This window comes from Segatella maculosa DSM 19339 = JCM 15638, from assembly GCF_000382385.1.
Classification (GTDB): domain Bacteria; phylum Bacteroidota; class Bacteroidia; order Bacteroidales; family Bacteroidaceae; genus Prevotella; species Prevotella maculosa.
The window spans coordinates 39,897-53,213 of record NZ_KB908322.1; the positions used below are offsets into that span (position 1 = coordinate 39,897).

Sequence of the window (13,317 nt, forward strand, 5' to 3'; positions counted from 1 at the left end):
CCGCAAAGTTACAAAGAAATTGATTAATTTTGCAGCCATGAAAGGGAATTTATCCGATTATGAAGTGATGGCTCCGGTGGGCTCCCGGGAGAGCCTTATGGCAGCCATTCAGGCCGGAGCCGACTCCGTTTACTTCGGAATAGGCCGGTTGAACATGCGTTCGCACTCGGCCAACCACTTCACCATCGCCGATTTGCGCGAGATAGCCGCCACTTGCAGCGCGCAAAATATCAAGACTTACCTGACGGTGAACACCGTTATCTATGACAACGACATGGCCGCGATGCGCGAAATCATCGATGCGGCCAAAGAAGCAGGCATCACGGCCGTCATTGCCAGCGATGTTGCCGTGATGGTCTACTGCAACGAGGTGGGAGAAGAGGTGCACCTCTCCACACAACTCAACATTTCGAACGTTGAAGCCCTGAAGTTCTACAGCCGATTTGCCGATGTGAGCGTGCTTGCCCGCGAGCTGAACATGGATCAAGTGAAGGAAATTCACGAGCAAATCGAGCGACAACATATCTGCGGTCCCATGGGAAAGCCTGTTCGTATTGAGATGTTCTGCCACGGAGCACTGTGTATGGCCGTGAGCGGGAAGTGCTATTTGAGTCTTGCCGACGCCAATCGGTCGGCCAACCGCGGCGAATGTGTGCAGATATGTCGCCGCTCTTACACTGTGACCGACACCGAAACGGGCAACCAATTAGAGGTGGACAACAAATATATCATGAGTCCGAAGGATTTGAAGACCGTGCGTTTCATCGACAAGATGATGGAAGCGGGCGTCAGGGTGTTCAAGATTGAGGGCCGTGCGCGTGGACCGGAATATGTATATACCGTTGTTCGATGCTACAAAGAGGCCATCGAAGCGGTGCTCAATGGCTCGTTCACCGAGGCGAAAAAGGACGAATGGGACGCTCGTTTGGCCACCGTTTTCAACCGTGGCTTTTGGGATGGCTACTATCAAGGGCAGAAACTGGGCGAATGGAACAAGCATTACGGTAGCGTGGCCCCTGAAAAGAAAGTGCTCGTTGGCAAGATTGTGAAGTATTTTTCAAAGCTCAATGTGGCCGAAGTGGCCGTTGAAGCCACCCATTTTAATAAAGGAGAGAAGTTACTTATCACGGGGCCGACCACGGGCGTGATGTATCTCACGGCCGATGAAATCCGTTTCGACCTTCAACCCGTTGAGAAAGCGGAGCAAGGCACAAGGGTTTCGATTCCAGTAGCGGGGAAAGTGAGGCCGAATGACAAGATTTTTAAAATAAAACAAACCACGCAAGCATGACACCCCCAACAGCCTCTCCCCCGACCCCTCCCCGAAGAGGGAGGGGAGTAGAATGACTTACGTTCGCGGTAAGTTGTAAATAGAGATATTAAAACGATTAAATTAAATAATAAAAGAACGGTTTTCTCCTTTCAAGGCATATCACTCTCCTCCCTCTTCGGGGAGGGGTTGGGAGAGAGGCTGCCGAGGTTTGGCTTTCAATTTAATTTTTATGACGATCAACGAAGCACAAGATGAAGTAATAGAACAGTTCGACGAGTTCACAGATTGGATGGACAAGTATCAGATGCTCATTGATTTGGGCAACGAACTGCAACCGCTCGACGAGCAATATAAGAACGACAGCAACCTCATAGACGGCTGCCAGAGTCGTGTTTGGATACAGTGCGACATGAAAGATGGGCTGCTTTGCTTCACGGCCGACAGCGATGCACTCATCGTGAAAGGCATCATTGCCCTGCTGATACAGGTGCTCAGTGGGCATACGGCACAGGAAATCCTCGATGCCGACCTGTATTTTATCGACCGAATCGGGCTGCGCGAACACCTCAGTCCCACGCGTAGCAACGGACTATTGGCCATGGTGAAGCGCATCAAGGCCTATGCTTTGGTGTATAACCAATGAGAAAGCTGCGCACGATAGAGATGAACAGGCTCTCACCGGCCGAGTTCAAGCAAGCAAAAAAGCTGCCGTTGGTGGTCGTTCTGGACGATGTTCGCAGCCTGTATAACGTGGGAAGCGTGTTCCGTTCGGGTGATGCTTTCCGCATAGAAGGCCTATATCTCTGTGGAATTACAGCCACTCCGCCGAACGCAGAGATACATAAAACGGCGTTAGGAGGCGAGGATAGCGTTGCATGGCGATATTTCCTGCGCACCGAAGAGGCTGTCGTTGCTTTGAAAGCCGACGGTTATTTTGTCTATAGTGTAGAGCAAGTGGAGGGTAGTATGATGTTGCAAGACCTCACGATTGACCCGAAGTTGGGTGCCAAGGGCTATGCCGTTATCTTGGGAAATGAGGTGAAAGGCGTCAAACAAGAGGTGGTTGACATGAGCGACGGCTGCCTTGAAATCCCGCAGTTCGGCACAAAACACAGCCTCAACGTGAGCACCACGGCCGGCATTGTCATGTGGGAATTCGCGCGAAAGATGCTGATAGGGAGATAAAATATAAGGAAATATTTGGCAGTTGTTACTTAATTGGTTATCTTTGAAGTCTAATTGCCATCGCCTTGGATAAGATACGAAGCATCAAGTTGTATAAAACATACTTCAAAGAATTTTATATTAGCCAGCCAAAAGCAGTGCGTGATAAGATTAACTATTCCTTGTATATGGTTGAAACCTTGAAGATTATCCCTTCAAAGTTCTTTCGTAACATAGAAGGTTCAGATGGTCTTTATGAGATACGTGCTGAATATGGCGGGAATATATACAGGGTGTTCTGTTGTATGGACGTGGATTCTGTTGTGGTTTTATTCCAAGGTTTTCAAAAGAAATCACAGAAAACGCCGTCTAAAGAAATAAAGATGGCCGAGCGACTAAGGAGAGAATATTTCAGAGACAAAGAGGAGTTATAAGATGGAAAAGGGAAAAAAGGAAAAAATAATGAACTGTATTTCGTTTGATGAGCTATTGAACGAGGAGTATGGATGTAAGGGAACACCAGACAGAGACCTGTTTGAAAGTAAGGCACAAGCCTTTTGTCTTGCCGAACAACTCAAGGAAGAACGACGCAAGGCTGGTCTTACACAAGAGGAATTGGCCCATCGTATAGGAACAAAGAAGAGTTATATCTCACGCATTGAGAACGGACATACCGACATACAGCTTTCAACTTTGTTCCGTATCTTTGCGGGATTAGGTCGTCGTATTACATTTAATGTACTTTAGTTTGCTATTTGTTGCCTATTCCAAGCAAATTCTTTTATGAATGAATAGCCTACAAACAAACATAATTTTCAGGTCAAAAATATCATGAAGTTTGTTTATCAGCTCTTTTTAATGTTCTCTTTGCTCCTCTTTGCCTGCCATGGTAACGGACAAACTGAAACGAAAAACAAAGCAAAGTCTATGGAAATCAACGACACCAACCGCTATGTGAGGCCCGATGATGCGCGGCTTCGCACGATGCTTACGCAAGAACAATATGACGTGACGCAGCATGCTGCCACCGAACGGCCCTTTACCAATGCCTACGATCACGAGTTCCGACCGGGCATTTACGTGGACATCACCACAGGACAGCCCCTCTTCATCTCTACCGATAAATATGATTCGGGTTGCGGTTGGCCTGCTTTTTCGCGGCCGATTGATGAGAACCTGCTTACGATGCACGTCGATCGGACGCATGGCATGACGCGTACTGAAGTACGAAGCAAGCTTGGTAATGCGCATTTGGGACACGTCTTCAACGACGGACCGCGTGAGAAAGGCGGCCAACGCTATTGCATCAACAGTGCTTCCCTGCGCTTCGTGCCCGAGGAACAGATGCAGAAAGCGGGCTATGGTGCCTACTTGAAGATGCTTCACCCGCTGAAGGAAATCTATCTTGCTGGTGGTTGTTTCTGGGGAGCAGAGCACTATTTCAAGCAAGTTGAGGGCATTAAGGAAACCGAAGTGGGCTATGCCAACGGTCATACCGAGCGTCCTTCATACGAAGAAGTATGCACAGATGGAACGGGGTTCGCTGAAACTGTCCATGTGAAATACGACCCTAAGGTCATCAGTTTGGCTTTTCTTCTCGACCTTTATTTCAAAGCTATCGATCCAACATCATTGAACAAGCAAGGCAACGACCGCGGAACACAATACCGAACAGGCATCTATTACGTCGATAAAAACGACCTCCCGACCATCAATAAAGTGTTTATTGAGCAGCAAAAGAAGTTCGGTAGTCCGATAAGAGTAGAGGTAAAGCCGCTCAAGAACTTCTATACGGCCGAGGAATATCATCAGGATTATCTCGATAAACACCCCAGTGGCTATTGCCACCTTCCTCAAAAATTGTTCGAAGAAGCCCGTAAAGCAAAGATGAAAAAATAAAAAGCAGGGCCGAGATGGCAACCGGAAGAGGCCTGTTCTTTGCTTTATTCCGCTTCATTTCCTATATGTGAGGAGGAAAGCCCTAAAAGAAGATAAAAAAGAACAAATCCTTATGCCATTCCAAAAGATTGAACTACTTTTGCAGGATAAATCGAATTACGAAGCATGAGTTTGACAAATATCGTAGGAAAGCTCTTCCTTCCGCGACAAAAGGATTTGGAACGCTATGCCAATGAGGGCGTGAGTATGCAGCAAAAGGTGCTGAAACGACTCGTTGAACATGGCAGGCAGACCGAATACGGACGCAGGTTCGGCATGCAAACCGGCAATTATGATGATTTTGCACGCCGCATTCCCCTGAACACTTACGAGGAACTTAAAGGCGACATCGACCGCATGCGCCACGGAGAAGCCAACGTGTTGTGGCCGGGACGCGTGAGATGGTTTGCCAAATCTTCAGGAACAACCAACGATAAAAGCAAGTTTATCCCCATTACAAAGGCTGGATTGGACCACATACACTATGCAGGAGGCATGGATGTTGTGGCGCTTTACCTGCGCAATACCCCTGAAAGTCGCCTCTTTGATGGGCGAAGTTTAATCCTTGGGGGTAGCCATTCTCCGAACTATAATGTGGCAGATTCGCTCGTTGGAGACTTGAGTTCGATACTCATAGAACATATAAATCCGTTGGCAAATCTCGTTAGAGTGCCGAAGAAAAAGACTGCCCTCTTGAGCGATTTCGAACTGAAACGCGACCGTATCGCACGCGAATGTCTTCACAAAAACGTTACGAATATCTCGGGAGTCCCCAGTTGGATGCTGAGCGTTTTGGTGCGTATCATGGAGCTATCTGGCAAGAAACACCTTGAAGAAGTGTGGCCCAACCTCGAAGTTTTCTTCCATGGAGGCATCGCTTTTACGCCTTATCGGTCGCAATACGAACAGCTGATTACGAGCCCGAAGATGCATTATATGGAGACATATAACGCCAGTGAAGGGTTCTTCGGCATTCAAAGCGACCCACAAGACAAGAGCCTTTTGCTCATGTCGGACTATGATGTGTTCTATGAATTCATTCCCATGGACACGTTCGATAGCGAGCATCCGACGGTCGTTCCACTGGAAGGCGTACAGAAAGGCGTCAACTATGCGATGGTCATCACGACAAGTTGCGGCCTGTGGCGCTATGTTATTGGCGATACCGTGCGCTTCACGAGTACGAATCCCTATAAGTTTGTCATCACAGGGCGCACGAAATACTTCATCAATGCCTTTGGCGAGGAACTCATCATGGACAATGCAGAGCAGGGATTAGCCTATGCTTGCCACGCAACAGGGGCCGAAATCAGCGACTATACGGCTGCACCTGTCTACATGGATAGCCGTGCCAAGTGTCGCCATCAATGGCTCATTGAGTTCGCAAAGGAGCCGGATTCAATCGAAAGATTTGCAGCATTGCTTGATAAAAGACTACAGGAAGTGAACAGCGATTACGAGGCCAAGCGTTTCCATGACATCACCTTGCAGCCTCTCGAGGTCATCAAAGCACGGCCGGGGCAGTTCAACGACTGGCTGAAAGCCAAGGGAAAGCTTGGCGGACAGCATAAGATTCCGAGGTTGAGTAACAGCCGGAAGGTGATAGAAGAGGTGATGGAGGTCTCCCCCGGCCCCTCCAAAGGAGGCGAACGCCTATCGGATTGAGACTTATCTCACGAAAGAAAACAAGAGAGATATGTGGAAATACATAAAGAAAATAACGCTGTCAGTAAACCGTTTGCTATTCAATTCTATTGCTATAGCAAGGGTTAAGGAACTCCAAAACGCAGCCCGAGTAAACCGTTCGCTGTTTATTCTCCCCTACTTGAGAGGGATTGGGGGAGGCTTCTCCTTGGTTTTGGGATTTGTTTTGATGGTTTTCTCCTCTTGCGCCCGCATGGGCAACCCCGACGGAGGCTGGTATGACGAGAAACCGCCAAGGGTTATCGGAGCAAGTCCGGCCGACAAGGGTGTGAATGTAGGCACACGGAAAGTGAAAATCAACTTCGATGAATTCATCAAAATAGACAATGCGAGCGAGAATGTCATTGTTTCTCCACCGCAATTACAGGCACCTGAGATCAAAGCTGCAGGCAAAAATATCGAAATAAAGCTGCTGGATTCGCTCAAAGCCAACACCACTTATACGATTGATTTCAGCGATGCCATCAGCGACAACAATGAAGGTAACCCGCTCGGCAACTACACTTACAGCTTCTCTACGGGTGCGGTAATCGACACGATGGAGGTGTCTGGCTACGTTGTTGCAGCCGAAAACCTCGAACCGGTCAAGGGCATTCTCGTGGGACTTTATGCAAACACGGCCGATTCGGCATTCCAAAAGCAACCCATGTTGCGTGTCGGAAGGACCGACAGTCGCGGACATTTCGTCATCAAAGGCGTGAAACAAGGCAGCTATCGCGTGTATGCTTTGAAGGATATGGACGGGAATTATCGCTTTAGTCAGAAGGGTGAGACCATCGGTTTCAGCCATGATATCATCACAACATCGGTGAAAGACGATACAAGACAGGACACCTTGTGGACCGATTCTCTGCATATTGCCGACATCAAGCGCGTGGGTTACAAGCATTTCCTGCCCGATGACGTGACGCTTTGTGCCTTTACCGAGACGCTCACCAACCGCTATTTGCAAGGCGTCACTCGCAATGAAGCCAATCATTTCACCGTGAAATTCAGCTATGGTAACGCCGAATTGCCTCGCATAAAGGGCCTGAATTTCAATGAAAACAATGCATTCGTGGTCATTCCGAACGTCAGAAAAGACAGCATCAACTATTGGTTGCGCGACACGGCGTTGGTCAATCAAGACACGTTGCGCATGGAACTGTCTTACCTGATGACCGATTCTTTGGGCCAACTCGTGCAGCATACCGACACGATGGAGGTGCTTTCAAAGCAGCCCTACGAGCGAAGAATGAAACAACAGAAGGCCGCTTACGAAAAATGGCAGAAGAAACAGGAGAAAGCAAAGAAGAAAGGAGACCCTTTTGAGACGGAGATGCCACGCGAACCTCTGGCCATCAACGTCAAATCTTCAACCGATTTCGACCCCGACAAGAACGTGCAGATACAGTTCAATACGCCACTTGCCGCCGCAGATACAACCAAGATACACCTCTATACAAAGGTAGATACCCTCTGGTATAGGGCACGTTACCGTTTTCAACCCGTTGCCCGACGCGATGACGAGGGCCGACTTGTGCGCAGCAAGACGCTCGAACACGGCATGAACTACGAGCTTTTGGGCGAATGGAAGCCCGGTCGGGAGTATAGTCTTGAGGCAGATAGCGCTGCTTTTACGGACATCTATGGGGCCGTGACCAAGAAGTTCAAACAGGGATTGAAGGTGAAGAGCAACGATGAATACGGCACCTTGCTCGTCACCCTCAATGGTATGGACAGTCTGTCTTGCGTCGTTCAGCTGCTCGACCGCAACGACAACGTGGTCAAAGAGGCTCAAACTGCAAACGGACAGGCCGAGTTTTTCTATCTGAAACCTGACACTTACTACCTCCGCCTCTTTGTAGACAGCAACCATAATGGCCTTTGGGACACGGGAGACTACGCTGCCGACCGCCAACCGGAGGCTGTTTTTTACTATCCGGGAAAGATTGAATGCAAGGCCAAATGGGACATGACGGAGACCTGGAACCCGAAGGCTACGCCACTTTACAGGCAGAAACCCACCGAAATCACCAAGCAGAAGGCCGACAAACAGAAGACCATTCAGCGCCGGAATGCCGAGCGTGCCCGACAATTGGGCATCACCTACACCCCTTGAACGACCATTTTAATCCCCTAAAATATTATGATGAACGTAATGAAATCCTTTGGAATGCATGGTCCTATGGCCCATCATAAGACCCTCGCGCTTAGGTGTTGCTGTTTTGCGGCACTGCTGTTGTGGAGTGTTTTGCCCGCCATAGCAGGCGAAGGAAGCGATTGTACGTTCCGGAACACAGCCTTTAAATCGGGCGAACAACTGTCCTATAACCTCTATTATAACTGGAAATTCCTGTGGGTAAAGGCGGGAACGGCCGGCATGTACACCGTTCAGAGCCGCTATGAGGGTAAGCCTGCCTACCGTTGCAGCCTTACCACACGCGGAAACGGCCGACTTGATAACTTCTTTGTGCTGCGTGACACACTACTTTGCTACAATAGCCTCGAAATGGAACCGCTTTACTTCCGCAAAGGAGCCCGCGAAGGGAAGCGTTACACCGTCGACGAAGTGTTCTATAGCTACAGTGGCGGCAAATGTCATGTGCGTCAGCACCGAATGCACAACGATGGCACGCATTCGTGGGCAAGGAACAGCTACAACGACTGTGTCTACGACATGATGAGCATCTTTATGCGGGCTCGTTCCTTTAATCCTGCCAACTGGAAAGAGGGTTTCGTGGTCAATTTCCCTATTGTTGACGGCGATGACCGTACGCCGGCGCAGATCCGTTTCGATGGAAGAACAACCGTAAAGGCCGACAATGGCACGAAATACCAATGTCTTCGGCTGGCTTATCTTGAGCTCGAAGACAAGAAATACAAGCGTATTGTCGACTTTTATGTGACTGATGACTACAATCATATCCCCATTCGGCTCGACATGTTCCTGCGTTTCGGCTCGGCCAAAGCATTCCTTTACGACATGAAAGGCCAGCGCAATTGATGCCCCGGAAGGCATATTGCTCCGCCATTTTTCCCTTCCCGTGATTTCATCCACTTGTTTACCCGTTTGTTTGTCTGCATCGAACGGGAAGAAAGCCTTGTTTTCGTTCTTTAATTCGGTTGTTGGGGCGGAACGAACGCCTTGCTCTTGTTATCTCATTCGGTTGTTTGAGCGGACGCACGAGCCGTGCGTCCCTACATGCTTACAGCGTTTTTCATGCGAAGGCGAGTGAAGTGCGGGGGAAATATGGGCACGCAACCAACAAACCGCACTACGGTTTCACTATTTATCCTCTCTTTATGTTCTGCATTTTCAATACGTTTATAGTAAACCGTACTGTAGTTTTGTTATTTATCCTCTCTTTGTGCTCTACGTTCCCAATACGCATATCGTAAACCGCATGGCGGTTTCGTTGTTTATAGGGCAGGGTTGACGTTGCACGTCAACCCTGTCACCGAGCAACGAGCAAGAAGCTAACGCCAAGGGCGTTGCGTTTTCTTCCAATGAAAGGTTTTCTAACTCCCAATGAAAGTCTTTTTATTGCCTAACCGCAAGCATCTTCCATTTTGCTCAAATCAGGTAAAATGGAGATGAAAGGTCTTTTATCGCCTAACCGCAAGCGGTATATAAAAAACACCAGAGAATAATATAAAAGGAAATAAGTCCTATTGATTTATAAAACATGCTTGGATATTCTACGATTTTCATCAATATACCGCTTGCGGTTAGGAGAATAAAATTCAAGGCCTTTGACATTGGAAATCAACAACTTATATCCTGCGTTCCAATCTCAGCCATTTTACCGCGCAATGTCAGCCATATTACGCGCTAAAATGGCTGAGATTACCGCGCAATATGACTGAGATTACAAACCGTTCGAATGCATGTAGGGACCTTGACTTTGAATATTGAACTTTGACCTTTGAACTTTATGATTAGCAAAATGATAAGATGAACTGTTGACAAGAGGCATGTAGGGACGCACGAGCCGTGCGTCCCTACATGCAATCCCGACCATATCGCGAGGTAAAGTGACGGAGATTGAAATTGCCTGAAGGCCAATCTGCCGGGTTAACGCCCTTTAATTCCGACATTCACACCCCACCGTTACGCCGAAAATGTGCAAGGGGGACGAGTTAATGTTCTTTAATTTCGGAGAGAGATAACATCGATTTTATCGGAAATACGTATATTTGTGTGTAGGTTTTTCATGGATATGACGACGTGAAACCGATACCCTAAACGAATGAAAACAGTGAAAACACGCATCAATGGTTTTGAAAGATGAAACGATGGCTTAGGATATTGCTGCTCGTTTATAGCCTCCACGTGGTCTTGTCCTTGCAGGCCGACACGGTGGAAGGCATTGTTGTGGACGCCGAAACACGCCGGCCGCTGGTCGGAGTCAGCGTCAAAGCCGAGACAAAGAGCGACGATTGGAGCAATATTATGATGGGTGAGACCGACAGCCTCGGGCATTTCAAGCTCAAGATGTGGCGCGAAGGGCGCACTGTCTTCACGTTTTCGTTCATCGGTTATCGGCTGCATCGCAGCGTGGGATACGTATATGGCATGGAAAGCAAGGACACTTTGAACATCGGAACGATAGCTCTTCGCCCCACAGCCATCATGCTTCAGAAGGTCGAAGTGAGTGCAAAGATGCCGCGAATCACGATGGTTGGCGACACAGTTGTGTTTCATCCGGAGGCCTTCAAGCTGAAAGATGGCGACCGACTCGACGTACTTATCCGCAAACTTCCGGGCGTTGAGCAACGCGACGGCAAGCTTTTTTGGAACGAAAAGCCCATTCGTTTGATGATGAACGGCAAGGATCTTTTCGGCGGAAGCAGCCTTGTGGGCCAGTTACCTGCCGAGGTTGCCGAGAAGATAAAGCTGTATGACAAGCAGTCGGAGCTGGCCAAACACACGCAAAATGATGACGGTAACGCCGAACAAGTGCTCGATATACAAGTGAAGCCGGGCTTTCTTGACAAGTGGTATGGCTATGCCATTGGCAATGTCCGCACCAAACGGGAGTATAAACTCGAGGCCCGTGCGTTCCAATTGAGCGACAAGAACCCCGTGATGTTATTCGGAAACCTGAACAATGAGAACTTAGCCACCGAACTGGGACACGAATGGTACACGGCATGGGACATCGATCACTATGGTCGGAACCAGTATGCCACGGCCAATTATCAGTACAATTGGGAGACGAAAGGCACTGATGCGGAGACGAACAACTATGTGAACGTGGGGCCGAGTATGGCACATCGCGATGGTTGGGGGACCGATTTCGAGAGCACCGACTACTTTCTTCCGGGGCAAGAGCGGTCGTTTTCGCTCTCCCGCAACAGTTACGACAGCCACGAACTGGCCCCGAAACTGCTCTCGGAAGGCTTCTTTTACACCGATTCCATCAATCAATTTGAATACTCGGCAGCCGTAGGTTACACCAAAACCGACCGTCACAGCGAGATGCTCCGGGCGCGCTTCGACACCAATCCCTACCGTTTCGGCGACTTTCCCATTGAAGAAAGCTTTGCTGCAGGGCCCGGTTCAGACCTCTACCGCCATCTTGTGATGCGCGACCGCAGCTATCAATCGTCCATAAAAGAGCAGGGCGATGTCCAGCTGGACCTGCATTGGACGCACTTCATGGGCCGGAAAGGAAGCTACGGCGTGCAGGCTACGACTAATTTTGCCCATGCATTGAGCCGCGAACACTATAACCGGAGCATTTGGCAACAGGGAAATGAGACGCAGTTGTGGCAATATGGCCGTAAACCCGACACCGAATGGAAGTCGCATCTCACGGCTTCGCTCTCCTATTGGCTTGGGGAAAAGCTTCTTGTAGACCTCTCTAACAGCGTCGGTTATGATGATTTGCACCATCGGATCGACTTCTATGCCGACACCAACGCCGCGAAACTACGGGGCGACGTGCCCACGACGGTCGACGAAACCAACTCGCTCCGTGAGCGTACCCACGCGTGGAACAACACGATGAAGCTTGGAACCACCGTCAGTCTCTCCGAGCGTTTGAAGCTGAAACCCCTGCTTTCGTGGGCCGAAACGAGCGAAAAGACGACCTATCACCGCGGACGTCTCGACACCGTGGCCCGCAGAACGAGCAGCGTTTTCAGCCCCGAAGTGAAACTGCTATGGAAGAACGGGCGTAAAGAAGGGCTTGATTTGAGTTGGAACTACACGACGACCTTGCCTGCATTATTGTCCACTTTGGCCTACGAAGACACCACCGATCCGCTCTATATCAGCTACGGTAACGCCGCTTTGAAGCGTCAGCACGACCATTCATTCGGCCTGAAATACCATCGAATGTTCCCACGGAAGCAACTCAATCTCCTGTTCTCCGTTGACTACAAGCACACGGTCAATCCGCTGACCACGGCCTTTTCGTATGACGATGCCACGGGCGTTTATCGTGCCAAACCCATGAATGTGCGGGGTGGGAACAGCTATAAAGCAGGTTTGGATTACGACCAAGGCCTCGGCGTTTACTGGCGGGTGCACAACAACGTGGCTGTGGAGTGGGCGAAAGGTCACGGCTATCTGCTCGCCAAAGACTTCAGTCGGCCGCTTCAACTCAACCCCATTCATCGCTTTTCGTTCACGGATAAGTTGGAAGTGACCTATGAAAGCGAGCACTGGATCATTCGTCCTTACGTCGAATACTATTATAACCGCTATCGCTATCCGGTGGCTTCGGCCAACAATTCCTATTGGATAAGGAGTTTCTATGGCTTGGAAACGACCGTGAAAGCGGGGCAGTTCCGTTTGATATCCAACCTGATTGATGTCTATCGCGCAGGCAATGTGGCCGGTTTCGACGGGCATCGTCTGCTTTGGACGGTGAGGACGACTTATCGTTTCCTGAAAAACAAGGCCACAATTGCCTTGGAAATGGCCGACATTTTCAACCGGGAAGTCAACTTCATGAGCCGTTCCGAAGCCTATAGCCGCACGGAAAAGTGGTATGAAACCAATCATCATTACCTCTCGCTCTCGTTTGGTTATCAATTAGACCCCAAGCCGAAGAGGTGAAACGCGCCCCCGGAGCGGCTTATTTCCACGCCCGTTTCAACGCAGCTGTTATCCCTTTTCCCGTCAGAGGGGGCTCTCTTTTCAATTACATCCCCCTCTCGCGCTGGCGAGACCCGGGTCTCACGAGCACGAGACCCGGGTCTCACGCTCGTGACATCCCCCTCTCAGCGAAACGACATCCCCCTCT

10 protein-coding genes are annotated in these 13,317 nt (G+C 49.4%); all 10 read left to right on the forward strand.

Features of this window, described 5'->3' with window-relative positions; all coding sequences use genetic code 11:
- The first annotated feature begins 37 nt into the window (after positions 1-37).
- Entirely contained in the window at positions 38-1,291 is a 1,254-nt protein-coding gene (locus H164_RS0105345; RefSeq protein ID WP_019967663.1) for a peptidase U32 family protein, read from the forward strand.
- 211 nt (positions 1,292-1,502) lie between these two features.
- Positions 1,503-1,916, forward strand: coding sequence for a SufE family protein (locus tag H164_RS0105350; protein ID WP_008564413.1), 414 nt, complete (start codon positions 1,503-1,505; stop codon positions 1,914-1,916).
- Entirely contained in the window at positions 1,913-2,458 is a 546-nt protein-coding gene (locus tag H164_RS0105355) for an RNA methyltransferase (protein ID WP_019967664.1), read from the forward strand. The genes H164_RS0105350 and H164_RS0105355 overlap by 4 nt, the downstream gene beginning before the upstream one ends.
- An 89-nt stretch (positions 2,459-2,547) precedes the next feature.
- Positions 2,548-2,871: a type II toxin-antitoxin system RelE/ParE family toxin gene (locus H164_RS0105360; protein ID WP_248616183.1), complete on the forward strand. Its 324-nt coding sequence runs from the start codon at positions 2,548-2,550 to the stop codon at positions 2,869-2,871.
- 28 nt (positions 2,872-2,899) lie between these two features.
- On the forward strand, positions 2,900-3,184 hold the full coding sequence (locus H164_RS0105365; RefSeq protein ID WP_238315075.1) for a helix-turn-helix domain-containing protein: 285 nt from the start codon (positions 2,900-2,902) through the stop codon (positions 3,182-3,184).
- An 84-nt stretch (positions 3,185-3,268) separates the two neighbouring features.
- Positions 3,269-4,336, forward strand: coding sequence for a bifunctional methionine sulfoxide reductase B/A protein (locus H164_RS0105370; protein WP_019967667.1), 1,068 nt, complete (start codon positions 3,269-3,271; stop codon positions 4,334-4,336).
- Between the two features lie 165 nt (positions 4,337-4,501).
- Positions 4,502-6,040, forward strand: a complete 1,539-nt coding sequence (locus tag H164_RS0105380; RefSeq protein ID WP_019967669.1) for a GH3 auxin-responsive promoter family protein — start codon at positions 4,502-4,504, stop codon at positions 6,038-6,040.
- Between the two features lie 31 nt (positions 6,041-6,071).
- Positions 6,072-8,180: an Ig-like domain-containing domain gene (locus H164_RS0105385; protein WP_026356248.1), complete on the forward strand. Its 2,109-nt coding sequence runs from the start codon at positions 6,072-6,074 to the stop codon at positions 8,178-8,180.
- 30 nt (positions 8,181-8,210) lie between these two features.
- Entirely contained in the window at positions 8,211-9,065 is an 855-nt protein-coding gene (locus tag H164_RS0105390) for a DUF3108 domain-containing protein (protein ID WP_238315083.1), read from the forward strand.
- A gap of 1,284 nt (positions 9,066-10,349) precedes the next feature.
- Positions 10,350-13,130 (forward strand): outer membrane beta-barrel protein, encoded by a 2,781-nt coding sequence (locus H164_RS0105395; protein ID WP_019967672.1) that lies wholly within the window; start codon positions 10,350-10,352, stop codon positions 13,128-13,130.
- Positions 13,131-13,317 lie beyond the last annotated feature (187 nt).

What these genes read in the sequence shown, in the direction of transcription:
- H164_RS0105395 (WP_019967672.1), top strand. Translation starts at nt 10,350, where the DNA reads ATGAAACGATGGCTTAGGATATTGCTGCTCGTTTATAGCCTCCACGTG.
- H164_RS0105385 (WP_026356248.1), top strand. Translation starts at nt 6,072, where the DNA reads ATGTGGAAATACATAAAGAAAATAACGCTGTCAGTAAACCGTTTGCTA.
- H164_RS0105365 (WP_238315075.1), top strand. Translation starts at nt 2,900, where the DNA reads ATGAACTGTATTTCGTTTGATGAGCTATTGAACGAGGAGTATGGATGT.
- H164_RS0105355 (WP_019967664.1), top strand. Translation starts at nt 1,913, where the DNA reads ATGAGAAAGCTGCGCACGATAGAGATGAACAGGCTCTCACCGGCCGAG.
- H164_RS0105390 (WP_238315083.1), top strand. Translation starts at nt 8,211, where the DNA reads ATGAACGTAATGAAATCCTTTGGAATGCATGGTCCTATGGCCCATCAT.
- H164_RS0105350 (WP_008564413.1), top strand. Translation starts at nt 1,503, where the DNA reads ATGACGATCAACGAAGCACAAGATGAAGTAATAGAACAGTTCGACGAG.
- H164_RS0105380 (WP_019967669.1), top strand. Translation starts at nt 4,502, where the DNA reads ATGAGTTTGACAAATATCGTAGGAAAGCTCTTCCTTCCGCGACAAAAG.
- H164_RS0105370 (WP_019967667.1), top strand. Translation starts at nt 3,269, where the DNA reads ATGAAGTTTGTTTATCAGCTCTTTTTAATGTTCTCTTTGCTCCTCTTT.
- H164_RS0105345 (WP_019967663.1), top strand. Translation starts at nt 38, where the DNA reads ATGAAAGGGAATTTATCCGATTATGAAGTGATGGCTCCGGTGGGCTCC.